General features: G+C 61.6%; 18 protein-coding genes and 1 pseudogene. 8 read left to right on the top strand and 11 right to left on the bottom strand.

What is annotated here, in order from left to right; all coding sequences use genetic code 11:
* Nucleotides 1–2 precede the first annotated feature (2 nt).
* The 5 genes from IPK17_RS28655 (at nt 3) to IPK17_RS28675 (ending at nt 8,203) form a co-directional block, all read left to right on the top strand.
* Nucleotides 3–2,840, top strand: a complete 2,838-nt coding sequence (locus tag IPK17_RS28655) for a PAS domain S-box protein (protein ID WP_343421119.1) — start codon at nt 3–5, stop codon at nt 2,838–2,840.
* A 64-nt stretch (nt 2,841–2,904) separates the two neighbouring features.
* Nucleotides 2,905–4,296 (top strand): sensor histidine kinase, encoded by a 1,392-nt coding sequence (locus tag IPK17_RS28660; protein WP_343421120.1) that lies wholly within the window; start codon nt 2,905–2,907, stop codon nt 4,294–4,296.
* Nucleotides 4,297–4,833 carry a response regulator gene (locus IPK17_RS28665; RefSeq protein WP_343421121.1) on the top strand — a complete coding sequence of 179 codons (537 nt, stop codon included), beginning with the start codon at nt 4,297–4,299 and terminating at the stop codon, nt 4,831–4,833. It begins immediately after the preceding gene.
* 165 nt (nt 4,834–4,998) lie between these two features.
* The gene (locus tag IPK17_RS28670) at nt 4,999–6,879 is read left to right on the top strand and encodes an ATP-binding response regulator (RefSeq protein WP_343421122.1); all 1,881 of its coding nucleotides are present in this window, start codon (nt 4,999–5,001) and stop codon (nt 6,877–6,879) included.
* 88 nt (nt 6,880–6,967) lie between these two features.
* On the top strand, nt 6,968–8,203 hold the full coding sequence (locus tag IPK17_RS28675) for a M20 family metallopeptidase (protein WP_343421123.1): 1,236 nt from the start codon (nt 6,968–6,970) through the stop codon (nt 8,201–8,203).
* Between the two features lie 231 nt (nt 8,204–8,434).
* On the opposite strand, the gene IPK17_RS28680 is transcribed toward IPK17_RS28675, so the two are convergent.
* The 6 genes from IPK17_RS28680 to IPK17_RS28705 form a co-directional block, all read right to left on the bottom strand.
* Nucleotides 8,435–9,397: a tagatose 1,6-diphosphate aldolase gene (locus IPK17_RS28680; RefSeq protein WP_343421124.1), complete on the bottom strand. Its 963-nt coding sequence runs from the start codon at nt 9,395–9,397 to the stop codon at nt 8,435–8,437.
* 4 nt (nt 9,398–9,401) lie between these two features.
* Nucleotides 9,402–10,388: a sugar kinase gene (locus IPK17_RS28685; protein ID WP_343421125.1), complete on the bottom strand. Its 987-nt coding sequence runs from the start codon at nt 10,386–10,388 to the stop codon at nt 9,402–9,404.
* Nucleotides 10,389–10,392: 4 nt separating this feature from the next.
* On the bottom strand, nt 10,393–11,148 hold the full coding sequence (locus IPK17_RS28690; protein WP_343421126.1) for an ATP-binding cassette domain-containing protein: 756 nt from the start codon (nt 11,146–11,148) through the stop codon (nt 10,393–10,395).
* Nucleotides 11,141–12,256, bottom strand: coding sequence for an ABC transporter permease (locus IPK17_RS28695; protein WP_343421127.1), 1,116 nt, complete (start codon nt 12,254–12,256; stop codon nt 11,141–11,143). The genes IPK17_RS28690 and IPK17_RS28695 overlap by 8 nt, the downstream gene beginning before the upstream one ends.
* A 171-nt stretch (nt 12,257–12,427) precedes the next feature.
* A complete protein-coding gene (locus tag IPK17_RS28700) occupies nt 12,428–13,618 on the bottom strand; it encodes a substrate-binding domain-containing protein (RefSeq protein ID WP_343421128.1) in 1,191 nt (396 codons plus the stop codon).
* Nucleotides 13,539–14,330, bottom strand: a complete 792-nt coding sequence (locus IPK17_RS28705) for a substrate-binding domain-containing protein (RefSeq protein ID WP_343421129.1) — start codon at nt 14,328–14,330, stop codon at nt 13,539–13,541. Before IPK17_RS28705 ends, IPK17_RS28700 begins: the two co-directional genes overlap by 80 nt.
* Nucleotides 14,331–14,520: 190 nt before the next feature.
* Between IPK17_RS28705 and IPK17_RS28710 the strand changes: the two genes are divergently transcribed.
* Nucleotides 14,521–15,486: a 6-phosphofructokinase gene (locus tag IPK17_RS28710; protein ID WP_343421130.1), complete on the top strand. Its 966-nt coding sequence runs from the start codon at nt 14,521–14,523 to the stop codon at nt 15,484–15,486.
* Between the two features lie 3 nt (nt 15,487–15,489).
* Nucleotides 15,490–16,398, top strand: a pseudogene (locus IPK17_RS28715) (ROK family protein); the annotation flags it as partial.
* Nucleotides 16,399–16,418: 20 nt separating this feature from the next.
* Here IPK17_RS28715 and IPK17_RS28720 read toward each other — a convergent pair.
* The 5 genes from IPK17_RS28720 to IPK17_RS28740 all read right to left on the bottom strand — a co-directional run bounded on the left by IPK17_RS28720 (nt 16,419) and on the right by IPK17_RS28740 (nt 21,907).
* Complete coding sequence (locus IPK17_RS28720; protein ID WP_343421131.1) at nt 16,419–17,534, bottom strand: carbohydrate kinase family protein; 1,116 nt, start codon at nt 17,532–17,534, stop codon at nt 16,419–16,421.
* A 205-nt stretch (nt 17,535–17,739) separates the two neighbouring features.
* Nucleotides 17,740–18,903: a Gfo/Idh/MocA family protein gene (locus IPK17_RS28725; protein ID WP_343421132.1), complete on the bottom strand. Its 1,164-nt coding sequence runs from the start codon at nt 18,901–18,903 to the stop codon at nt 17,740–17,742.
* On the bottom strand, nt 18,900–19,742 hold the full coding sequence (locus IPK17_RS28730; protein WP_343421133.1) for a class I fructose-bisphosphate aldolase: 843 nt from the start codon (nt 19,740–19,742) through the stop codon (nt 18,900–18,902). Before IPK17_RS28730 ends, IPK17_RS28725 begins: the two co-directional genes overlap by 4 nt.
* Before the next feature lie 13 nt (nt 19,743–19,755).
* Nucleotides 19,756–20,544: a DeoR/GlpR family DNA-binding transcription regulator gene (locus IPK17_RS28735; RefSeq protein ID WP_343421134.1), complete on the bottom strand. Its 789-nt coding sequence runs from the start codon at nt 20,542–20,544 to the stop codon at nt 19,756–19,758.
* A 331-nt stretch (nt 20,545–20,875) separates the two neighbouring features.
* Entirely contained in the window at nt 20,876–21,907 is a 1,032-nt protein-coding gene (locus IPK17_RS28740; RefSeq protein WP_343421135.1) for an aldose 1-epimerase family protein, read from the bottom strand.
* Nucleotides 21,908–22,084: 177 nt separating this feature from the next.
* Here IPK17_RS28740 and IPK17_RS28745 point away from each other — a divergent pair, with 177 nt between their 5' ends.
* The gene (locus IPK17_RS28745) at nt 22,085–25,969 is read left to right on the top strand and encodes a serine/threonine-protein kinase (protein WP_343421136.1); all 3,885 of its coding nucleotides are present in this window, start codon (nt 22,085–22,087) and stop codon (nt 25,967–25,969) included.
* Nucleotides 25,970–26,091: the final 122 nt, after the last annotated feature.

A 26,091-nucleotide genomic window follows, 5' to 3' on the forward strand; every position in this document is an offset into this window, starting at 1 on the left:
TTATGAATTTACTCGCCGCCTTCCCCAGTCTCATTCTAATCGCCCTCGCCGCGCTCATCACCGTTTACGGCCTGCTGCGCTGGCAGACCCGTCATCGTCGGCCAACGGCATTCACCGGCTCAATTATGCTGTGGTGCGGTGCGCTCTGGCTGCTCGCCAACGGTCTGGAAATGGCCAGCACCGACCTCGCGACCGCGACCACGTGGTACAAGCTCGAATATCTGGCGATGCTCCCGATCCCGGTCTTATGGATGTATCTGGCGCGCCAGTTCACCAATACCACCGCGATCCTGACCAGGCGCCGCTTGCTGCTGCTCACCGTGCTGCCGATCGTGTGCAGCATCGTGGTGCTAACCAACGAGACACACGGCTACTTTGTCAGTGACCTGCAGCTCGAACGGGACGGCACCATCGCCCACATTATGATCAAGCCGGGGCCGTTCTTCGCCATTTTCTACATCTATTCGTACATTGTTGCGCTGAGCGGCACGTTCGTGATCACCCGGCGCTTGCTGCACACCCCCGGCTTTCGCTGGCAAGGCACGATGGTGTTAGTGGCCGTTCTGGCGACGGTCTTCGCGAGCATTTTGGATTGGAGTGGTCTCTCCCCCGTCCCCCAACTCCGGTTGGCTCCATTCACGCTCGTCATGTCCATTCCCGTCTTTGTGCTCACGATTGTGCGTCTCCGCCGGGCGGATCTCCTGCCCATCGCTCGCACCCAGACGATCCAGTTCTTGCCCGACGCCGTGCTCATGGTCGATCTCGAAGATCGCATCCTCAACCTGAACCCGGCAGCAGAAGCGATGCTGGGACGCTCGCTCAAAGAATTGCTGGGAGAGACGATTGAGGCGTCTTGGCCGGGTTGGACCGATCAGATCAGCGCGGAGACTGCCATCGTTACGCGCCCAGACGCTGATGGGAACGTTCGGCAGTTTGATGTGCGCCAATCGCCCGTGCGGGACTGGCGCGGCCAGTTGGTCAGCCACATCTTCGTGCTGCGCGATGTGACGGAACGCCTCCGGGCGGAAACTGCGCTCCACATGAGCGAAGAGTACTTCCGCGCGCTGACCGAACGCAGCACGGACTTCGTCATCATCATCAGCGCGGATGTACAGATCCGCTATACCAGCCCTTCAGTGGGTCGGATGTTTGGCTACCAAATCGAAACGCTGACCAATCGGGACGCGTTGGAATTCATCCATCCGGAGGATCGCGAACGAGTCGTGGAGCAGTTCAGGCACGCCGTCCAACAGCCCGGGGTCGCCCCGCCGACCACAATCCGCGTCGCCGATAGTGCCGGACACTGGCACAAAATCGAGTGTGTCGCTAATAACCTGCTCGATCATCCGGCGATTCGCGGCATCGTCGTCAATGCGCGCGATGTCACCGAACGCAGTGAAATCGAAGACAAGCTCCGCTTAAGCGAAGAATACTTCCGCGCATTGATCGAGAAATCGACCGACATCACCATCATTACTGACATGTTTGGCACGATTCAATATGTCAGCCCTTCGTTGGAACGAGTCTTCAAGCGCACCCGGGAGCAGGTGATTGGTCATAGCACGCTGGAATTCCTGCATCTTGATGACGTGACGGATCTCCTCACAACTATGACTCAGGGGCTTCGGGAAGGCGCGCCGATCAAGGTGAGTACAGCGCGCTTCCACGACAGCGAGGGTCAATACCATGTGCTCGAATTCACGGCGACTAATCTTCTGGAGTACCCCGCCGTCAAAGGCGTGATCGTCAACGCGCGCGAAGTGACCGAACGCGAGCAAATCGCGCAGGCGCTGCGCCAAAGCGAGGAGATCTACCGCCTGCATTTCACCAACCTCAACGACGTGGTGTACTCGTATGACGCTAACCGCATCATCACCTCGATCTCGCCGAGCGTGGAGCGCATCCTCGGCTATCCGCCGGAACCCTTCATTGGTCAATCGCTCGAATTGATCACGGTGTTACCGCTGCTGCGTCCGGGCTACGGCGAGAAAGCGCTCGAAGAAGCGGCTCGCGTCTTGCGCGGCGAACGCATCGAAGGCACGTTGTATGAATTTCTTGCGCTCGATGGCAGCGTGATCACCGCGGAAATCAGTTCCAGCCCCATCCTGCGCGAGGGTCAGGTGATCGGCTCGGTTAACGTCGCCCGTAACATCACCGAGCGCATTCAGAGTGAGACCCGGTTGCGGACCTCGCTGCAGGAAAAAGAAGTCCTGCTGAAAGAGATTCATCACCGCGTCAAAAACAACATGCAGATCATCGCCAGTCTGCTCAATCTGCAATCGGGCACCATCGCCGACCCAGCCACCCGCGTCCAGTTCGAAGACAGCCAGAACCGCATCCGCTCGATGGCGCTGGTTCATGAACGCCTATACCGTTCCAGCGAGCTCTCGCACATCGATTTTGAGGCGTACCTGCGGGATCTCACCGGGCATCTGGTGCAAGGCTATCACGGGCGGAGTCACGGGGTCGAACTGGAAATCCGCGCGGAGAACATTCAACTGGATGTTGATACGGCGATTCCCTGCGGGCTCATCGTCAACGAGCTGATTTCCAACACCTTCAAGCATGCATTTACTGGCGCCGCGGGTGGACTGATTCGCATCGACGTCACCCGCGGCGACCACGGTTGGTATCACCTGCGCGTCGCCGATAACGGCGTTGGCCTGCCACCAGAGATCGATTTCCGTGAGAGCAAAACGCTCGGCCTGCAGTTAGTCAGCAGCCTGACCAAACAATTGAAGGGCACGCTAGAGCTGCACCGAGCGAACGGAACCGTCGTGAGCATAACCTTCCCTTCCAGCGAGGATACGCTGCTCCCCAATGAGACGAGGTCTACCTGATGACCGCATTCAGCTTCACCGCAGCGCAGTTTCCCTGTCCACCCCAAGCGCCTGAGGCAGCCGCATGTTAGCGTACCTGCCCCGTTTTCAACAACTGCCAGCGTGGCGGCGAACGGTAGTCATTCCCGGTTTTGGCACCATGTTCATCGTCTTGTTCTTCGCGCTCTACCCCATCATGGGGGGAGTCGCGGTGGTCCTCTCGTTCATCCCGGTAGCGGCCATCGCTTGGACAATGGGCAAGCTGGCCGGGCTGATCAGCGGTACGGCCATGGTGCTGATCAACTACGTGCTGCTGGCGCTCGCCGGGGCAGACGCCTCGTCGGTGCTCTTCCGGGGCGTGTTGAGCAGCCTGACGCTGATCCTGCTCGGCGGTCTGGCAGGCTGGGTGAGCGAATTGGTCGAAAAGCTGCGCACGAGTACGACGCGGCTCGAAAGCGATCATCGGGCGCTGGTGGAAAGCAACAGCCGTTACCAAGCCGTGATGATGCAGTCGACCGCGTGCATCTTTCTCGTGGATGTCGACAGCCTGCGCGTCGTCGAGGCGAACCCGAGCTTCCTCAAGCTGACTGGCTACTCCGAAGCCGAAATCCAGTCGGTGACGCTGTACGATATCGTCGGGCACGAGCGCGCCAGCATCGATGCCCGCGTCCAGCAGGTGCTCGCCGACGGCAGCGCCGCCATCGGCGAGCGTCAATACCTCACCAAAGCGGGCCGGCGCATCGACATGGACGTGCGTGTCAGCTTGATCCACTACGCCGAACAGACCCTGATGTGCATTGTCTCGAATGACATCTCCGATCGCAAACGCATCGACGAACAGCTCCGCGCCTCGCTGCAGGAAAAAGAGGTGCTGCTCAAGGAAATTCATCACCGCGTCAAAAACAACCTACAGGTGATTTCCAGCCTCCTCAACCTGCAGGCAGGTTATGTCGTGGATGAAGATGTCTGGGGACATTTTCAGGACAGTCAGAATCGTGTGCGGTCGATGGCGCTCATTCACGAACGTCTGTACCGTTCAGACGATCTGGCGCGCATCGACTTTCAGTCGTATCTGAGCGACTTGACCGGACAGCTCATGCGCAGCTACCAAACGACCGAAGGGCGCGTCACCGTCGCCATCGAGTCGGATGACATCCTGCTCGATACCAATCTCGCCGTCCCCTGTGGGCTGCTCATCAATGAACTGATCTCGAATGCCTTCAAGCATGCTTTTCCGAGCGGGCGACCGGGTACGGTGCGCGTCGAAATGCGGTGCGTGGGTTCACAGTACCAGTTGGTTGTCCAGGATAACGGCGTCGGTTTCCCGGCAGAACTCGACTTTCGCACCACGCCCTCGCTCGGCTTACAGCTCGTCAACAGCCTCGTCCGCCAGTTGGGCGGGGTGATCGAACTGAAGCGCGCTGACGGCACTCAATTCTGCGCGACATTTCCTATGAGTCTGAGCAAGGCCTCTTAAATGATGCACTGGATCATGCCCGTTCACTCCCCCTCCTACCGCCCAGGAGCGCGGCTCCCGAGCACGCGTCTGCCATGGAAACTGCATCCGAACCGTATTGACGAGGCACCGGAGGCAGCGACCGGAGAATCGGCGCAGACCAGCGCCACGCCGGCCAGCCTGCCGCGCGTTCTCATCGTCGAGGATGAGAGCGTCGTCGCGCTCGACCTGATGTTGACGCTCCGGCAGGTGGGCTGTACCGTGGTCGGCCACGCGCTGTCGGGTCCCGAAGCCATCGCCGAAGTTCAGCGCACGCGTCCGGATCTCGTGCTGATGGACATTCGCCTGCAAGGGGAGATGGATGGAATCGCCGCGGCGGGGATAATCCACACGTGCTGCGGCACCCAAATCATCTTTTTGACCGCTTTCTCGGACGAGGACACGCTGCGCCGGGTCAAGCAAGTACCCAATCTAGCGGGTTTTCTGCTCAAGCCATTCTCAAAACAGCAGCTGCAGGCCGCGATCACGGCGGCGCTGCCGCGGACGGCGCCGCTGTAAGCGCCGCCGTGACAGATCAAAGTCAAATTCTAAGGTTTCAACCATTGATCGACCTTGCTTTACCGAGTTACACTATTGAAATATAACATGGGCGGCGTAAATTCGTAATCCTCCGGCACTACATCGCTGATCAAACGAGCTGTGACATGTTTAAGGAAAGCACTCATGACCACATCGATCCTCATTGTTGAAGATGAAAGCATTGTCGCACTCGACCTCCAGATGCGGTTGACGAGGCTAGGTTACCGTGTCGTAGGCATTGCCGCTTCCGGCACCGAAGCGCTCCAACTAGCTGAGCAGTTTCAACCCGATCTCACGCTGATGGACATTCGCCTGAAAGGGGCTCTGGATGGCATCGAAACCGCCCAGGCGCTGCGCCAGCGGTTGGATGCTCCCATCGTTTACCTGACAGCCTACGCGGACGAAGCCACGCTGCAGCGCGCCAAAATGACCGAACCCTACGGGTATCTGGTCAAGCCTTTCGAGGAGCGCGAACTGCACAGCACGGTCGAAATGGCGCTCTACAAAATCACGAATGAGCGGCGGCAAAAAATGCATGCCGCCCGCTTACAGCGACTGGTCACCACCGTGCCGGATGGCGTGGCCCTGCTCGACCCCGAGCAGCGCATCGTGCTCACCAACGCCAAGGCGCAGGACTATCTCATTACGCTGGCGGATCTATCGCCCGGCTCGGTGGTCACGCATCTTGGGGATTACACACTCGAGCAACTGCGCCACTACGACGGCTGGCGTGAAATTCAGACCGACACCACGCCGCCCCGCATCTTTGAGGTGAACGTCTCCTGTGTGCGGGAGGACGACGGCGTCGATGATCACAACATCCCGCGGGATCTGGTGCTCGTGATTCGCGATGTCACGGCTGATCGCCAAATCCGTGATCGCATTCAGGCGCAGGATCGCCTCGCCGCGGTTGGGCAGTTTGCCGCGGGGATCGCCCACGACTTCAACAACATTCTCGCCAGCATCATGCTCCAGCCGTACATCATTCAGCGCCAGCAAAACGAACTGCGCCCGCGCAGTCTAGAGGCGCTCGAAAACATCACCCAGCAGGCCGAACGTGGTGCGGAACTGATTAAGCAGTTGTTGGATTTTAGCCGTTCCTCGACGCTGGAGATGCACCCGTTCGATCTTGTTCCACTCCTCAAAGAGCTGGCAAAGATGCTTGAACGACTGCTGCCCGCCAGCATCAACCTGCGCCTGTCCGTCACCGAAGACGATTTCAAACTGCTCGGCGACCCGACGCGCACGCTTCAACTTCTTATGAACCTCGCCTCAAACGCGCGCGATGCCATGCCGCACGGCGGCGATCTGTATATCGAACTGCTCCGCGTGAGCGGCAAGAGCGTGCCCAATCGTCAGCAGTCCGACCCCAACGATTGGATTCGCATCCGGGTGCGCGACACGGGCATGGGCATTCACCCGGAGATTTTGCCACACATCTTCGAGCCGTTTTTCACCACCAAAGCCGCGGGCAAAGGGACAGGCTTAGGCTTAGCTCAGGTCTATGGAATTGTGCAACAGCACGGCGGGCAGATTGACATCAGCAGTCAATTGGGGCAAGGGACGACCTTTTCCATCTTCTTGCCTGCCCTACTGGACGACGAAAGTCTCGGCATGCTGACAGAAGCGGCCCTTCCCGAACCGGTCATGGGGGAACAGGAAGTTATTCTGCTGGTCGAAGACAACCCATCAATTGGCGGTTCGCTGAGCGAAGTACTGGAACTTTCCAACTATCGAGTGTTGAGCGCGGAGAATGGTCACGCCGCCCTCGAAAAAATTGCCAGTGCGCAGCCGCCCGTGAACCTCGTCCTCAGCGACCTCGCCATGCCCGACATGGGCGGGCTGGAACTGTGTCAGGAACTGCGGCGGCGTGAAATCAACGTGCCCGTGCTGATCTTCAGCGGCTACGTCTCCGAATCTACGCTGGCAGAGCTGCGCGCACTCGGCGTCGTCGACTACCTGAATAAGCCCGTCGATGTCGAACTGCTGCTCGAACGCATCAGCGAAGTGCTGCACCCCAGCTAAACTATCCGGCATTCCCTCTTTTTCCCGTATGCCGGTGTTGTATATACTACTCCGCGTGCGGATCACCACCGGGAACGAGGGAACAAGTATGGCAGTTGATCATTTCAGTACGCTGGACAGCATCATTGCGCGGAACAGCGCCGAGCAGATTGAGTTTCTGCAAGCCCTCGTGCGCGCCAAAAGCGCGAATCCCTACACCGTCGACAAATCGACGCCAGACTCCGGCATCGAAAAGGAGATGGCCGCCGTCATCGCCGCCCAACTGCGCGCCATCGGCCTCGAACCCACGCTGATCGGCGCATCGCCGGAACGCCCAAACGTCGTGGCCACGCTGCAAGGCACGGCGAACGCCGGCAAAACGCTCGCTTTGAATGGCCACATGGATACGGTTATGCCGAGCAAGCAATGGACGATGGATCCTTTCGGCGCGACCATCGTCGGCAATCGTCTGTACGGCCTTGGCGTGCTGGATATGAAAGCCTCGCTCGCCGTCTTCATCTACGCCGCGAAAGCCCTGCTCGAAGCGGGCATCGCGTTGGGCGGTGACCTGCTGCTGACCTTCGCCGTCGACGAAGAGCCGGGCGGCGCGTCCCCCTACGGCACGAACTACTTGCTCGATCACGGCCTCACGGCGACCACCGCCATTGTCGCCGAGCCGGGGCTCGACAACGTGACCATTGGTCACCGCGGCGGCTACCGCTTCAAAATCACCGTGCGCGGGGAAGCCGCCCATACCGGATCGCTGCAATGGGAACGGCGCGAACTCGGCAAGAACGCCATCGCCGCGATGGGCGATGTGATCACCGCCCTGCGCGATCTCGAGATCCCGTCGCAGCCCGCCGCCGCCTTCCCCGGACGCAAATCGGTCTTCACCTTCCCCACGCTGATTCAGGGCGGCGCGACGATCAACACGGTGCCGGAAGAATGCATTGCCTACGGCGACTCGCGCCTCATGCCGGGCAACACCGAAGCGCAGCTCGAAGGGCTCATTCGCGAACGACTGGATCGCATTGAGGGGCTGGATTACTCGCTGGATAAGCTGTTGTTCGTCCCTGCCGTACAGATTGCCACGGACGAACCGATTGTGCAGATCCTCAAGGGGCGGACGCAGGAGATCGCGGGCATCACGCCGACGACCGAAGGCTGCGGCCCGTGGAATGATGGCTGGATGTTCATCAGCCGCGGCATCCCAGCGATCTGTGGATTCGGTCCGGCGGGCGCGGGCGTCCACGCCGCCGATGAATATGTCGAGCTCGACAGTTTCATCGCCACCACCCGCATCTTCGTGCGGGCGATCATCGATTACCTCGGCGTGGCGGAGTGACAGGCGTACCCGCCGCACAAAAAAGGACGCCGATTGGCGTCCCATTTTTCGTAACGGCGAAGCAGGTCGTCTTTTGGGGCTTGCGGACGCGATAAATCGCGTCCCTACGAAGAGGAAATCAGCTTGGCGAACGCTGTTGGCTCCCCTCCCTGAATTCGGGGAGGGGGCGGGGGTGGGGTCAGAAGGCGACCTTTGTCCACACGTTCATGCCTCGTCCTTGCAACTGCTGATCTAGTAATTGACGTACCACGTCTCGCTGCTGACCGGAGCCTTGTAGAAATCCGTCCACGGGCGGCTGTACTGCTTCGCAATCGCGGCCAGTTTCTCGGCGCGCGGAACGGCCACATCCTTGAGGAACGCCGTGCGTTCTGCGGGTCCCATCTTCGTGACTTCTTTCCAGATCGCGCGGCCAGCCAACCAACCGCTCGCGCCCGCCGTCGATGCAATCTGCGCCTGTTCCGCGAACACGTCGAAGTCGACGCCCGCGCTCAACAGCACCCACGGCACGGTCGACACGGCGCTGATGGCCTTGCAGCCCGCTTCCCAACCTTTTTTGTCGGTGTCGAAGGCGGCGTCCATCGGGAACTCCAACTTGAGCACGTCCGGCTTGAGCTTGGCGAGGCGTTCCGCCGTATCGCGCACCACCTGCGGGCGGTTGCGCGCAAATTCAGCGCTTTCCTTGGCGATGTTGGCGTCGAGGCTGTACGACATCGGTTCGAGGAACACGGGCAGATCAACCTTATGCGCATCCGCAATCACCTGCGCGATGACGCCTTCGATTTCGTCGGCCAGCGCGCCGCTGTGCGGGTGGTAGTACGCCAGCAGCTTGATCGCCGACGCGCCCATCCGCTTGGTTTTGTCGAGCGTCCACTGGTCGTTGAAAATCAGCTTGCGGTAAGTCGCATCGCCGCTGTAACCGCTCTCTTCGTACGACATGAGCAGACCGCAGCCACCGCGCATATCCATCGCCGCGCTCAAGCCATACTGGTTGTCGAGCAGCACGGCGCTCGTCTTCTGCGTCAGCGTGACCACCACTTCGCGCTTGATCGCGACCGCGTCTTCGTAACTCGTATCGGCGGGGAGCATCTTGCGGTAGCTGCCGCGCTGATCAAAGGCGAGGATGGTGAAAATATTGTCTTCGGTACTGGTCATCTTCAGGCCGCGCCAGCGACCAGGAGTGAGGGAAGTTGCCATCGATTTAGAGCCTTTCTTGAGCCGTCTCGATAAATGCCTGAACTTGTGCCGCCGATGCCGCCCCGGCCATCGGGCCGCGCTGCGTGACGGCGAGCGCTCCACACGCGTTCGCCCAGCGCGCCGCGTCGATAGGTGACTTGCCGCGCAGCCATTCCGCGAGGAAGCCCGCGTCAAAACAGTCGCCCGCGCCAGTTGGATCGATTTCTGCCACTGCGAATCCGGGCACGTCGGTGTGCCCTGCCGGTGTGTAAACGGTGCAGCCGTGTTCACCGCGCGTGATGATCACCACGCCGTCCGGCTTGCCCACCAATAGTTTACCAGCCGCCGCCGCAACCGTCGATTCCCCGGTCAGCAGTGCAGCTTCTTCCGCGGTTGGCATAATCACATCCGCGGCAGCCGCGAACGGCGCAAACGCGATTTTCGCCTGCGCCGGCGCGATCAACTGCGGGCGCAGGTTCGGATCAAAGCTGATCTTTGCGCCCTGCGCCTGGGCCAGTTCAAGCATGCGTGTGCCGAGCACCAGCGCATCGGCGTGCATGGATAGTGATGAGCCCATAATATGCAGGCACTTCAACCCGCTGAACAAGTTTTGTACGGCAGGTTGATCGAGCAGGGCGGGCGACAACTGCCCGGCGGCGGCGTGGCGCAAGTGGAACACGAAATCGCGCGATCCGTCGCTGCTGTAGGCCACGAACGCGCAGCCCGTGGTGTAGCTCGGCAGCGCAATCACCGCCGAGGTATCGACGCCATCCGCTTCGAGTTGATCGACGAGATTGCGCCCGAAGGCATCAAGCTGGCCATCGGCCTGCGCACCGACACAGCCGAGCGCGCCCACCCGCATCCCTAACCGCGCCGCCTGCACCGCAAAGATGAACGGCGCGCCGCTGGGGTACGGCCCAGTGAATTCCCCCGGTGTATCCAGCGGCACATCCAGCGCCGTCCGCATGATTTCGACCAGCGCCTCGCCAAAAGTGAGTAGTTCCAGTGCCATAGCGTTACGCGCTCAGTTCTCCCGCGCCGACAATGTGTTTGACGAGGATTTCCGCGTCAAACTGGCCCTGCGGCAGGTTGGCGGCGACGCGCCCGCGCCGCATCACCACGCAGCGATCCGCGACTTCCAGCACATCGGTCATCGTGTGGCTGATCAGGATCACGGGGATGCCTTGATCGCGCAGCGAGCGCACCAGCGCCAGCACTTTACGCTGTTCCGGCACGCCGAGCGCCGCCGTCGGCTCGTCCATGATGACCAACTTGGCATTCCAGTAGATAGCGCGGGCGATGGCGACCGCCTGCCGCTGACCACCGGACAGGTTCACCAGGCGCTGCTTGAGCGACGGAATGTGAATATCCAGCCGATCCAGCACCTTCGACGCTTCCTGCCGCATGTACTCGTCATCGGTCACGCGGATGAAGCCGAGGACTTTGCGCTTCTTCTCTTTGCCGAGGAACACATTTGCGCCCACATCAAGGTTTTCCGCGAGCGCGAGATCCTGATAAATCGTCTCGATGCCCGCGTCGCGGATCGACGACGGCGAATGTCCGGTGATCTCGTGCCCGTTGAAGGTGATCTGCCCACCTTCGGGGCGGTATACGCCGGAGATGCACTTGATCAGTGTGGATTTGCCCGCGCCGTTATCGCCGAGCAGCGCGACGACTTCGCCGCGCGCCACCTGAAAGTCGACGCCCTTGAGCGCGACCAAACCGCCAAAGTGTTTATGAACGCTCTGCGCGTTCAGAATGATCTCAGCCATTGGTAGTCCGCAGCCTTTCCAGCGCCGCCTGCGCCTGATTGACCAGCACGGCGACGATAATCACCACGCCGACGACAATAAACTGCCAGATCGAATCGACGTTGAGGATGACCAGACCGGTTTGCAGCACGCCGATGATGACCGCGCCGATCACCGCACCGCTGATCTTACCTTCGCCGCCGAATAAGCTCGTGCCGCCAATCACGACCGCAGCGACCGATTGGAGCAGCGCGGCTTCACCCGCCTGCGGCGCGCCCGCCGTAAAGCGGAAACTGTGCAGCACGCCCGCGATGCCCGCCGTAAAGGCCGACAGGACGTAAATCCACAGCAGATGATTTTTCACGTTGATGCCCGCGCGCGTCGCCGCGTCCGGGTTGCCGCCGATGGCGTAGGTGTGCCGCCCGAACTGCGTCCGCCCGAGGATGAAGGCGAACACCACCACCACGACCGCGGTGACGATCACCGGGTATGGGAGCAGTGACGCGACTCCACGGATAACCTGGGGTGGTAAGTTATCGGGTCGCGCAAACCAGACTAAGCCTTGATCCGGCACATAGTAGAGCAAGCTGCCGTTGCCGAGCGCGCGCAGCACTTCGCGCAGCCCTTCCGGCAGGTTGCCGACCACCTGCTGACCATCCGTGAGCAGGAAAGCCGCGCCGCGCACGATGCCATACATGCCGAGCGTGGCGATGAACGCCGGCACTTTCACGCGGGCGATCAGGATGCCGTTGATGATGCCGGGGATGAGCGATACGAGCAGCGCTAAACTCACGCCGATCAGCATGGCCGTGCCGATGTCCATCCCGCCGTTGACGAGGTCGCGCATGGTGCGCGCGGACACGACCGACGCGAGGCCGACCGTCCAGCCGATGCTCAGGTCAATGCCGGACGTGATGACCACGTAGGTTTGACCGATGGCCATCAGCGCGACCAGCGTGCTGGTGACCAGAATATTCGAAAAGTTATTGACGCTAAAGAAACCGGGGCCGGTGGCCGAAAAGAACAGTACCATTGCCAGCAAAAAGAAATAAGCCCACCCCTTCGCGAGAATGTCGAGCAGACGATCGCGCGTATTCAGGGCAGATTTTGACGCGGTGGCTGTTGCCATGAGTGGTTATCCTGCCTCATAAATTTGAACCATTCAATTTGATACCCCTTTGGCAACGCACAGGTCACTCGACTGACGGCGTTTGGAGAGGTTGATATAGAGGATAGCGCATTTTACCGAGCGCGGGCGCTCTCAGGAACGCCCGCGCCGGGTTAAACTCTCAGATCCGCGTTAGTTGCCGCTGTAAATAAAGCGGGCGTTCGCGGGATCGTCCACGTTTTCCGACGTGAACACGAAGTAGCCGGTGGGAACGCGTTCGGGCATCGACGTGACGCCGCGCGCATTCGCCATCTGACCAATCACGCCGAGGTAGCCCATGTCCGCGGGCTTCTGGGCAATGACGAGCGAAACCGTGCCATCACGCAGGTAGCCGATGTTCTCTTCCGAGGCATCGAACAGCGCGACTTGCACCGCGCCCGCCAGACCCGCGTTCTGGATCGCCGCGCCCGCGCCCAACGCGCCGAACGTATTCGTCGCAAACACGCCGGTGATGTCGGCATTCGCCTGCAGGACGGCGGCAGTCTGCTGCTGCGCCGTGTCGGCGCTGTTGTCGTTGTAGTCAATGCGGACGACTTCGAGGCCACGGTCAGCGGCGGCCTGTTCGCAGCCGTCTTCACGCTGATCGGTGGTGCTGATGCCCGGGCGCACGTTCTGGATGTAAATCTTCGCGCCTTCGCCCAACGCGTCCGCCAGCGCGGAGCAAGCGATGTAGCCGCCCTGCGTGTTGTCGGAGCCGATGTAGCTCAGCGGGAAGGTGACTTCGCCATCAAGGTAGTTGCCATCGCCGATGAACGTATCGACGGTGATGACCGGGATACCCGCATCGAAGGCTTCCTGCAGCACGGGGATCGACTGCGCGCGGTCGTTCGGCGCGGTCACGAGGGCGTTGATGTCGCCACGAGCGACCAGCGCTTCGATGATCGGCGCCGACACAGTCACGTCAAAGCGTTCCGGGTCCTGCTGGATGACGGTGATGCCATAGCGAGCGGCCGCCGCATTGACGCCGCGCGACATGGTGATATAGAACGGATCCGGGTTCACGCCGGGGACGAACGCCAGATTGAAGCTGCTGTCGAAACGCGGCTGCGCTTCGGCGGTGGCGCTGCTGTAGATGAAGCGGGCATTCGCCGGATCATCGACGTTTTCCGCCGTGAAGACGAAGTAGCCAGTGGGGACGCGCTTCGGCAGGCTCTGGAAGCCGTCGAGGTACGCGGTCGCCAGTGCGACGCCGAGGTAACCCATGTCCGAAGGCTTCTGGGCGATGACGAGCGAGACCGTACCATCACGCAGGTAGCCGATGTTCTCTTCCGAGGCATCGAACAGCGCGACTTGCACCGCGCCCGCCAGACCCGGCGTTCTCAATGGCCGAACCCGCGCCCAACGCGCCGAACGTGTTCGTCGCGAAGATCCCGGTGATGTCCGGGTTCGCTTGCAGGACGGCGGAGGTCTGCTGCTGCGCCGTATCGGCGCTGTTGTCGTTGTAGTCGATGCGAACGACTTCCAGACCACGGTCGGCGGCGGCGGCTTCGCAGCCATCTTCACGCTGATCAGTGGTGCTGATGCCGGGGCGCACGTTCTGGATGTAAATCTTCGCGCCTTCGCCCAAAGCGTCGGCCAAGGCCGCGCAAGCGATGTAACCGCCCTGCGTGTTGTCGGAGCCGATGTAGCTCAGCGGGAAAGTGACTTCGCCGTCGGCGTAGTTGCCGTCGCCGATGAAGGTGTCAACGGTGATGACCGGGATACCGGCGTCGTAGGCTTCCTGCAGCACCGGAATCGACTGCGCGCGGTCGTTCGGCGCGGTCACGAGCGCGTCAATGTCGCCACGGGCGATCAACGCTTCGATGATCGGGGCCGACACGGTCACGTCAAAGCGTTCCGGGTCCTGCTGGATGATGGTGACGCCGAGGTCGCTGGCCGCCTGGTTCACGCCCGAAGCCATCGTGATATAGAACGGATCGGGGTTCACGCCGGGAACGAAGGCGATAGTATAATTCGAATCATCCTGCGCGTTGACCATCGGTACGACCGACAGAATCAACAGCGCGAGGAAAATGATCGCAAACTTCTTGCTCATTGGGGTGTGCTCCTCATAACGCAATTTTCGAAACTAAGTGTTACAGAGTGAATCACTATAGCGACCAGTGACTTGGCCATCGGCTTATGGTAGTTTCTCCCATATGTAAACGATTTTATGATTATAATCCGATAGATCGGCAATACCAAATGATCCGCGCCCTGAGTAGTCAACCGCGAAAGAATCTCTCATGAAGACCTTAGTTGTGGTGAGCGGTGGCGACGCCCCCGGCATCAACGCGTTTCTCTATCACTTATGCGAACAAGCCCACGCCGCTGGTGACACGCTGATCGGCGCGCTCGGCGGTTTCCGCGCCCTGCTGGACGAAGAGCTCGTCCCGCTGAATTCCGCGACCGTTGCGCCGTATATGGCCATCGGCGGCTCGTACCTGCCCTCCAGCCGTGATCCGGTGCTGAGTGAATGGTCGAACCGGCAGGCGCTCGATAACGTGCTGATCAAGCACCACATCGACAATGTGCTGCTGTTCGGCGGCAACGGCAGCCTGCGCTACCTGCCCCCGATCCTGCAGGAGATCGGCGTCCCGTGTGTCGGCGTGCCGACCACCATCGACAACGATGTCGCGGGCACGGAGCGCACGCTCGGCTTTGACAGCGCGTGCCAGTACGCCTACCACGCCATCGACGGTGTGCGCGCCACCGGGCACGCGCTCGCCGGACGCTTCTTCACGCTGGAAACGCTCGGCGGGCACACGGGCATGCTCGCGTTGGCGGTCGCCGAAGGCGCGGGCGCGGATGTCGTGCTCGTGCCGGAGTACCCCATTGACGATGAGCCGTACTTCGTCGAACGCCTGAAGGCCGCGCTCAAACGCAAAGGCCATGCCCTGCTCGTCTACACCGAATTCGTCCCCGACAAAGACGCGGTGCTGGCGTCGCTGGCGGGCAAAGTCGGCGCGCGGTTGCGCGAAACCCGCCTCGGTCACGCGCAGCGCGGCGGCGCACCGTCGCACAGTGATCGCGTGCTGGCGCGGGATTGGGCGCGGCTGGCCTATCCAGCACTGCAAGAGGGCGCGGCGGCGATTACGATCTGGAAGAACGGCCGCCCCGCCCTGCATCACGGCCTGCTGGCGACCGACGTGACGCCGCTGCCTGACCGGACGCTCTACAGCCAGATCAACGGGCTGGACGGGGAGCGTTAATCCGTGAACATCCTCGCGCTCGACTTTGGCGGCACGCGCATGCGCGCCGCATGGTATACGTTCCATGACGGCGCACTCACGCAGCAAACACGCGTCGAAACCGCGACACAGGCGACCGATCCGCGTGACACGGTCATCCAGCGCCTGATCGCGCTCGGTCGGCAGGTGATCCCAGCGGGTGCTGTGCCCGACGCGCTCGGGATCGCCGCGCCGGGGCCGCATGATGCGGCGACCGGCGTCATCCACCATTCGTTCACCCTGCCCGGCTGGCACGCCGTCCCGCTCGGCGACATTCTGCGACAGGCGTTCGGCTGCCCCGTCTACATGCAGAATGATGGCAACCTCGGCGCACTCGCGGAGTATCGCGGCGGCGCAGGCCGCGGCTGCAACCCCATGCTCTACATGACCATCAGCACGGGCATCGGCGGCGGCGTCATCATCAACGGCGAATTATTCACCGGGTGGAGCGGCCTCGCCGCCGAACCCGGACACGTCATGGTGACCACGCCCGAAGGCGAGCGCGTCCGCCTCGAAGCGATTGCCAGCGGCACAGCCATCGGCGACCGCGCCCAGCGGCTGCTCGCGTCCACGATGGTCGAGTCCACCTTGCGGACCGCCCCAGTTATCGACGGCGCGGCGGTCGGCCACGCCGCCCAACAGGGGGATGCCTTCGCATTGTCGGTCATCCGCACGGCGGGCGAATACCTCGGCCTGGGCATGGTCAGCCTGCTGCACCTCTTCAGCCCGGAAGCGATGGTCATCGGCGGGAGCGTCGCCAAACTCGGCGACCTGCTGTTCGAACCGGCCCGTGAAATCATTAACGCGCATATCCTCAACTCGCGCTTCATCCCGCCGAATCTCATCCGACCCGCGCAGCACGGCGAAAACGTCTGCTTGATCGGGGCGGCGTGGTGGGCGGCTCAGGCCAGAAATCAGGCCACAACGGCGCGCTGGCTAGCGCCCACCCCTGCGCCATCCGCCCACGTTCCGGCCAATGACCGGACGCCGCTGGTCGCGTCCGGCGACTCGACATTGCAGGCGCCCACCGCGCACGCAAAGCGGATCGCGGCTTGCGGGCTCGCCTGATGCAGCAGCGAAGTCAGAAAGCCCGCGTAGGCGCAGTCGCCCGCGCCCGTCGCGCCGACCACCGTCACGTCGAAGGCCGGCTGATACAGTTCCAACCCCGCCCATACCAGTGGATCTAGCCCCAAGCGCCGCTCAAACTGGGCGAAGGTCTCCACCTGCGGCGCAGTTTTGAGGTAGAAGCCGTATTCGCCCAGCTTGAACCCGGCGATCTTGACGCCCATGCTCAGGAGTTCGTCGCCGAGGTCGCTCAGGTATGCCTGCGTGACGTTGGGGAACGCCCGCCCCTGCCAGCGGTCATAGTCAGCGCGGCGCAGCATAAAGATGATTTCCTCGATGCTCGGCAGGAAGATGTCAACGTAGGGCAGCACATTCGCCAGAATTTGTCCCCAATCGAGCTTCCCATTCGGGCTGTTCGGGTCGGGGTGCGTCAAATCCAGCGAGGTGATGACGCCCATCGCCGCCGACACCTTTGATAGATCGTGCGCCAGGGCTTCGCCGCCGTTCGCAGTCAGGCGCGGCAGCAGCGTTGGGTAACCGAGGTGAAAAAACTTCGCCCCGTCGATGATCGCGAAGTTGACATCGCTCACGTCAAACTGCTCGTTGATGCCGGGGCAGTGTAAGATGATGCGGTCGGTGTTCTCTGGCGAGATGATCACCGAGTACGAGCTGAAATTCCCCCGACGCACCTGCAGCAAATCGCCCAGCTGCCCGCCATACTCATTCAGTCGGGACGTGATCATCTGACCGAGCAGGTCGTCGCCAATCGAGGACATCAGCCCGACGTTCACGCCCAACCGATGAAACGCCAGTCCCGTGTTCGCGACCGCTCCACCCGTAGCCACGGTCAGTGCGCCGACTTCGAACAGTTTCCCCGGCGACGAGAGCGCGCTCAGCGGCAGGCGGGTGGCATCGGGCAGCAGATCGGCGCACAACTGCCCGCAGACAATGACATCGTAAGCCATCTAGAGTTCCTCAAAACACTAATTCCGAAACCATTTCTAAGGGCGAGAGTGACGAACCGCCTGTGATTTTTGGGGCGCGCGCGTCTCGCTTGACCCCACCCCTCAATCCCCCGATCCCAAGGGAGGGAGACGAAAAACGTCGCCATGTCCCCTCTCTCCTCTTTTGGGAGAGGGGTTGGGGTGAGGGGTCTTTGAATGCCCTGCCCTAAATCCCCTTCACCACCGGGATGACCGCTTGCTGCTTGTACGACTCCAGCGCGGCCGTCAGCACGGCATGATGCGCTGCCGTCTCTTCCGGCGTCGCGCAGTAGAACGACTGCTGCATGCCGCCGCGCCCATGCGCGACTTCGTCACAGAAGGCCGCCCACATTTGCAAAATGCTGTCGGAGAAGCCGAATTCGAAAATGCCGCCCGTGATCGTCGGGTAGGCGCTGGCATAGCCGAGGCTTTCCTCGTTCCACGTCTGGCGACTCCCGCTCTTGTAGTCCATCGTGTAGTACGATTTCGGCTGGCGGGTGGAGAAGCGCACGCTCTGTTCCGTCCCGTAGATGTTGATGTACCACGTATTCGTCTCACCCGGCGCGATGCGGTACGTCTTGAGCGTCATGGGGAACGCGCCGTGCTGCGCGCTCTCAACATCGCACAGCAGAATGGCGTTGTCCCACGTTGCACACGGCACTTTGACGCCGTCCTTATTGAAGCGTTCGGTGACGATGTTGCTCAACGCCGCGCGCACGTTTTTTGGCTGCCAGCCCGCCCGCAGCGGAATGTGAAACACGTGCATGCCGAGGTCGCCCATGCAGCCGTACTCGCCATTGATGTCGATCATGCGCTTCCAGTTGATCGGCTTGTTGGGGTCGATGTCGCTGCTGTGGAGGAAACCCGCTTCGACCTCGATGATCTTGCCGAAGCGGTTCTCTTTGATGCTCTGCAAAATGCGCTGACCGCCGGGGTAGAACGGGAGTTCCGAGGAACAGCGCACCAGCACCTCCGGGTGGGCGTTGATCGCATCCAGAATCGCCGCGTTCGCCGCGCGGTCAATCCCAAACGGCTTTTCGCCGAGCAGATGCTTCCCCGCGGCGATGATGTCGATGTAGAACTGCTGGTGCAGATTATGCGGCACCGCGCAGTAAATGGCGTCGATCTGATCACTGTTGAGCAGATCGTGATAATCGCCCGTCTTGATCTGGATCGACGGGAAGTTGGCGGCGAACCAGTCGAACAGCGCGGGATTCGAGTCGCAGATGCCCGTGATGACTGGCTCGACATCAAGGTTGAGCAGATGCATCCAGCGGGCAGCGGCGCTGGCAAACTCGCGTCCCATCAGGCCGAGACCGATCACGCCGAAGCGAATTTGCTGCTTGCTCATGCGTTTGCGCCTCGCAGATAGCTCATGGCCTGTTCCGGCGTCGCGTTGTCATGCACGACCGCCATCAGCGCGCGGGTGATCGCCGCCGGGTGCTCATGCTGAATCACGTTGCGCCCGTAGACAATGCCCATCGCGCCCTGCTGCATCAGGTCATAGGTGCGCTTGAGGATTTCCTCGTCGGAGACCTTGCCGCCGCCACGCACGAGCACGGGTTTGCCTGCGGCCATCTCGATCACGCGGTGATACTGGCTGACGTCGTCGGTCGGGTCGGCCTTGATGATATCTGCACCCAGTTCAATCGCCTGTCGAACGAGCGGCATGATCTTGTCGATGTCGCCATCGACCATGTAGCCGCCCTTGGCATTGTTCGCCTGCATCACCAGGGGTTCGATCATGAGCGGCATGCCGTAGCGTTCGCACAGCGGTTTGAGCGCCATGATGTTCTGCACGCACTGCTCCCAGACTTCCGGTTGCCCCGGCAGCATAAACAAGTTCGCGACCACACACGCGGCATCGAGGCGGATGGCGTGTTCGAGTGGCTCGTGGATCATGCGGCTGTACAGGGTGCGCGGCAGGGTGGTGCCATACAGGTTCGCGATATCGGTGCGCAGCACCAGCGCGGGCTTGCGCTTGCCGGGGATGGCTTGCAGCAGCGGCGCTTGACCGATGCTCAACTGAATCGCGTCCGGGTCGGCTTCCACCAGCACGCGGATCACGTCGGGCATGTTCTCAATGCCGCTCAAGAATCCTTTTTCGCCAAAAAAGCCGTGATCGACGGCCACATCAAAACATTTGCCGTCCGGGGCAAAGAGCCGGGCTAAACGATAGGCAACGCTCATAGTATCCTCAATTCTAGCTGCGAATGACTTCTATTCCGGTCGTGCTCAGAGCGACCGCCGCCTCGTCCGCCAGTTGATCGTCCGTGATCAGGACATCAATCTCGGTCAGCGGCGCGACGTTGAGCGACCGTACAATCCCATATTTGCTGCTGTCGGCCACCAGCGCGACGCGCGCGCCCTGCTCGACCATCGTGCGCTTGATCTCCGCTTCCAGCGTGTTCGACGCCGTGACGCCGTGCGGCACATCGAAGCCCCCGCACGCCAGAAACGTCCAATCCGCATTGAACAGGCGCAGCGAGTGCAGCGTCTGCGGGCCGATCAGCGAACGCGTGATCGGGCGAAGAATGCCCCCCGGCATGATCAATTCGAGATAGGCGTAACTGCTGGCTGCGGCGGCGACATTCAGCGCCGGAGTGATCACGCGCAAATAGTCGAAGGTTTGCGGCAGGTGCTTGATGATTTCGACCGTGGTCGTGCCCGCGTCCACGATGATCGTCTGGCCGCTGGTGATCAACTGCGCGGCGCGCTGGCCGATGCGCTGTTTGCGCTCACGGTGGAGGATGCTGCGCTGGTCGAGGAAGGCTTCTTCTTCGGTCGGCGGCGTCTTGGAGACCGCGCCGCCCCAGATGATGGAGCATACGCCCGCGCTTTCGAGGTCGCGCAGGTCAGCGCGGATGGTCACAGCGGAGACGCGCAGCAGTTCGCACAGTTCGACGGTGCGAACTGCCCCTTCCCGCTTCAAAATCTCCGCAATGATGCGCTGCCGCTCGACGGCCAGCAGCGCTGACTCTTGATTATCCATGCCGCTCCTCAAGCCAACGACATGAGTGTAGTAACTTGCGCTTTTCTTGTCAAACTTTCATTTTTCTTGCATTATGCAGAAACGAATGCAAATTTCGAAAGTTTTATGAAGTCTGACACGTGTTCGTCTATATGCTCAAATAGAGGGTATTTTCCCGTAGGGGCGAGGCACGCCTTGCCCCTACCTTGGCGCGATCTTGTCGCAATTTTTGAGGAGCGGACGCGATAAATCGCGTCCCCACGAAAACGAATTCGGCTTTGGCGAATCTGCTGTCTCCCCTCCCTGAATTCGGAGGCGTGGAGCCGGGAGTGGGGTCGGCTGTGTGCTTAAGTCACACGCTGATCACCTCGACCTCAAGGTGATACTCGCGCGTTTCTTGCGGCTGCAAAATCGGCAGATCGCCGCGTTCGCGGGCAGTCGCGCGCCCCTGAATCACGCCGCAGTTCGCCGGTTCCACGCCGAGCACATACACGCCCTCGCCCATCTGCTTCCACTGGAACACATACGGCAGAGTCGACGTGTCATAGCGCCAGCGCAGACCGAGGCCGAGCGCCGGGTTTTCGAGCCGTACACTGGCGAAGCCAGCGGCGTCGGCGCGCGGACGGTGCCGGAACACCTGCTCGCTGTAGCCGGACGTCGGCGGCTGGAAGCGTGACCAGTCCGCCAAGCCAATTTCGGCGATGGCGTCGCGCGCCTCGGTGCTCTCTGTATCGATCACCAACCGCGCCTCGGCACTCAACAGCGGCCACCCAAGGTTAAAGTGATACAGGAGCATATGCGGGTGCGGCGCGAAACCTTCGTTGGTCACGCGGTCGTGAATTGTGATGACCGATGACCCCAGGCGCGTTGTGATCGTTCGGCGCAGCACGAGATTTTCGCCAAACACCCGCGTCTGCCGCATCTCCCCGGTAATTTCGAGGCAGTACTCGTCATCCTGCCAGTAGGTGCGGTAATTGGCATACCGCGCCGGGATGCTGCCGAGCCGCCCATGCAGCGGCATGGGGTCGCCATTATCGACGTTCGGCGCGCCGTATTGATCTAATCCGCAGGTCGCGAGCAACCCGCCGGGGAAGGCGCGCAGCCATTCCAACCCGTGATTCTCGGTGAAGGCCGGGTGGCTGTCGCCGACCGACGAGCGCCACGCCAGCGCCATCCCGTTGTAGGCACAAGCCGAGATATCCAGCGCGCGGTCGGCGCTGACGTGGAAGGTCAAACCGCTGCCCGTCCACACTTCGAACAGGCGCGCGCCGCGTTCGCTGCCGTCCGCCGCTTCGACGAGTTTAATCCCGGCGATCTGATCGAGATGCCCCACCTGCCGGATGAGCTGCTCGCGCGTCCACTGCTGCCCGTAGAGATAAACCATAATTGCGTGCCTCCAAAGTCTATTCCAGCGCGGATCAACTGTGACCATGTTCGCCGCTTTCTGCAACAACCACCGCGGAACCAACGCACACCCGCCGACGTTATGAGTCTGCACGCCCTCCCCGGCCAAATCCTGCTAAAATGGAGGGCGAATACGGGGCAGGTGAAGGCAAAGAGCATGCGGTTGGGATCCTACGAAGTCCTTGAGGAAATCGGCAGCGGTGGTATGGCGTCCGTGTACCGGGCGCGGCAAGCCAGCGTTGACCGGGATGTCGCCATCAAGGTGCTGCACAAATCCGTCGATGGCAAGGACGAAAGTATCCTCCGCTTTCAGCGCGAAGCCCGTCTGATTGCTCGGCTGGAGCATCCGCACATTTTACCCGTCTACGACTTTGACGGGTCGCACAACCCGCCGTATATCGTCATGCGCTACCTGAGCGGCGGCACGCTCAAAGAAGTGATCAGCCGCGGCCAGCTTCCGTTTGACGAAGTCGGCTTCCTCATGCGCCAGCTCGGCGCGGCGCTGGATTATGCGCATCGGCAGGGCGTCATCCACCGCGATATCAAGCCGTCAAACATCATGATCGACCGCGACGGCAACACGTTCGTCACCGACTTCGGCATCGCCCGCATGGCGGGCGGCACGGATAGCACCATCACGCAGGCCGGGGCGCTCGTCGGCACGCCGGAATACATGTCGCCCGAGCAGTTGATGGGCAACGACGAGATCGATCACCGCACCGATATTTACGCGCTCGGCGTGATGCTGTTTCAGATGCTCACGGGGAAGCTGCCCTTCCCAGCCGAGCCGATCACAGCGCTCATTTTCCATCATCTGCAATCGCCCGTGCCGAGCGCCAGCGTGCTCAACGGAACGCTGCCCCCGGCCATCGACGAGATCATTGCCCGGGCGATGGCCAAGGACGCCCGCCAGCGTTACGAGTCAGCAGGTGCGTTGGCGCGCGATGTGGTGCACGCCCTCGGTCAGGTGGCAGAAACGCCCGCGACGCTGCGGCAGGTCGCCTTGAGCGCGACCACGAGCAAGAGTCGCACGCCCACCACCGATACCGCCCCGACGCCGACCGAACAGAACAAAGTCGTGACCGTCGTCCACATCGACGCGGTCGAATACGACGAGATGCTCGAAACTGTCCGCGGTGCCGAAGCCGCTCGCAAAGCGGTCAAGGCGCTGTGGGACGAGGCGCAGCGTCTGGTCGACGCGCACGGCGGCAAGATCATCGAACAGGCAGATCGACATCTCACCGCGCTGTGGGGCATGACGACCAGCCGTGAAGACGATACCGAACAGGCGGTGCGCACAGCGCTGCATGTGCAAGCGTACCTGCGCGCGCAAGTGGTCGGTCTGGGCGAGGAGGGCGAACCGCTCCCGCTCAGCATTGGCGTCAATACTGGGCTGGCGCTCCTGTCACCGGGGCGCAGCGCTGATTCGGTCACGGCGACGGGTTTCGGCGTAACGTTAGCCGTGCGCCTCGCCGAAAGTACCTCCGGCGACATCCTGATCTCGCATGACGCCTATCGCCATGTGCGCGGCGTCTTTGACATTTATCCCGGCGATCCGCTCAAAGTGCGTGGGCGCAAGGAGCTGGTGCCCACCTTCCGCGTCACCGCGCTCAAGGAACGGTCGCTGCGCATGGAAACGCCGCTGATCGAAGGTGTGGAAACGGCGATGATTGGGCGGCACAGCGAGCTCAAGCAGCTCCAGAACGCCTACCTCAATGCCTTTGAAGACGAAGAGACGCAGGTCGTCACGCTGACCGGGGCGGCAGGTCTGGGCAAGTCGCGCCTGCTCTATGAATTCGAGCAGTGGGCGGAACTACGCGAAGAGTCCTACCGCATCTTTCGTGGGCGCGCGACCGCTTCGGCGCTCCAGCGTCCTTACGCCCTGCTGCGCGACATGCTCTCCTTCCGCTTCATGATTCTTGACAGCGACCCGCCCGCCGTCGTCCGTCAGAAAGTCGAAACGGGCGTCGCGACCCTGGCGCAGGGTGACGCGGAGATGGCCGCCTTCATCGGACAGCTCGCCGGGTTCGATTTCTCAGACAGCCCGGCCATCAAAGGCATCCTCAACGACGCGCAGCAGATTCGCCGCCGCGCCAAGCAGTTCTTCACGCGCTTCATCGTGCGCGTGTGTGAGCAAGACCCGGTCGTCATGCTGCTCGACGACCTGCACTACGCCGACGACGCCACGCTCGATCTGCTCAACGACCTGTTCGTCGACCAGCCCGCGCTGCGCCTCACGGTGATCTGTCTCGCGCGTCCGGCGCTGCTCGAACGGCGGCCAACATGGGGCAGCGGTCAGTCGTTCCATAAACATCTGACGCTGCTGCCGCTGGACAAGCGCGAAAGCCGCGACCTCGCCCGCGAGATCCTACAAAAAGTCGCCGATTTGCCTAAATCGCTGCGGGATTTGCTGGTCGAACGCGCCGAAGGCATCCCGCTGTTCATGGAAGAATTGGTCAAAATGCTGATCGACGATCGGGTGATCGTTAAGGTGAGCGACGACCAATGGACGGTGGAAGCCGCGCGCCTCAACACACTGCGCGTCCCGCCGACGCTGCTCGGCTTGCTGCAAGCGCGTATCGACACGCTGCTGTATCCGGAAAAGCTCGTCTTGCAGCGCGCCTCGGTGATCGGACGCATCTTCTACGACACCGCCATCAGCACGCTTGACGCGCTCGACGAAATCCACCTTGACGGCATCGCAGATATTCTGGCGACGCTGGTCGAGCGACAGTTCATCTCCCGGCGCGAAACGTCCGCGTTCGCCGGGAGCGTCGAATACACCTTCGCGCAAAGCATGGTGCGTGACGCGCTTTACGACAATTTGCTGCGCCGCCAGCATCAAACTTATCACCGCGGCGCGGCGCAATGGCTGATCAGCGCGAGCGGCGCCCGGCAGGATGAATATCTGGCGTTGATCGCCGAGCACTACGAACGCGCCGACGACAGCGAACAGGCCGCCGATTACTTCCGCTTGGCGGGCGATAAAGCCCATGCCATCAGCGCCTACCGCACTGCCCTCGCCCTGTACGAGCGCGGCGTCGCCCTGACGGTGAGCAAAGCGCAGCTTCTGGCGAAAATCGGACGCACCTACACGCAGATCGGCCAGTTTGACGACGCGCAAGCGCATCTCGAACGCGCGCTTGCCAGCAGTCCATCGCCGCGCGCTCGCGCCGAAGCCCTGCTCGGTCTGGTCGATGTGCTGACTGAACGCGGCCAGTTCGACCGTGCCAAAGAGACGGTCGTGACGGCGCAAGCCGCCGTCGATGCGACGGGCGACCGAGCGCTGCGAGCACGCTTCCTCGCGGCCTCGGCCAGTCTGCTCCTCAGCCTGTCGCAGTATGAACAGGCGGAACGGGCGCTGGAAGAAGGGCTGACGCTGGCGCACGAACTGGAACTGCCTGACCTGATCCTGACCAGCTTGAACCGCCTCGGCGTGGTCTACGACCTGACCGACCGCGCCTATCAAGCCCGCGGCTACTATCAGGAGTGCGAGTCATTCGCGCGCAAGATCGGTGACCGTTACCGCGTGATGGTGTCGCTCGGCAACCTCGGCGGCATGGCCTTCGCCGAAGGCAACCTGCCGGAAGCTGAACGGCTCACGCAGGAAGCCATTGACCTGACGCGCGAACTGGAAGTCAAGACGAGCGAAGGGTTGTTTGGGTCGAATCTCGGTGCGTTTGCGATGGAACAGGGCAAACTGGAGGCTGGACTGCGGCATGTGCAGCAGGCGGCGCAGTTGGCGCAGGCCAACGGCTTCAGCTCGCTCATAGTGATCTGCGTGGTGCTATATGGCGACTATCTCGCTCGCTCTGGCAGCGCGGAACGCGGACTAGAAGTGATCGGCACGGCACTTACACATCCCTCCGCCGACTTCAACGCGCACTTCTGGGCAGATCGCATCCTTCCGCGTCTGCAGGCAGAGTTGGGCGATGCGGGCATCGAAGCAAGTTTGAAACGCGGCGCCGAACTCGACTTTGGCGGGATCGTCACCGCGCTGTTGACTGGCGAGCCGGGTCGCCCCACGGTATCGACGGGCTAACATCTTCAGGAGTGGCTTGTCTCTGGGCACCAATCCGCGTGTCTGATAGCTAGCTGCGCGCATTCATTGTCATAACATTGATTTTCTAAACTATTATAGCCGCATCTCCATGATATCTTATG

It is taken from the genome of Candidatus Flexifilum breve, from assembly GCF_016713355.1.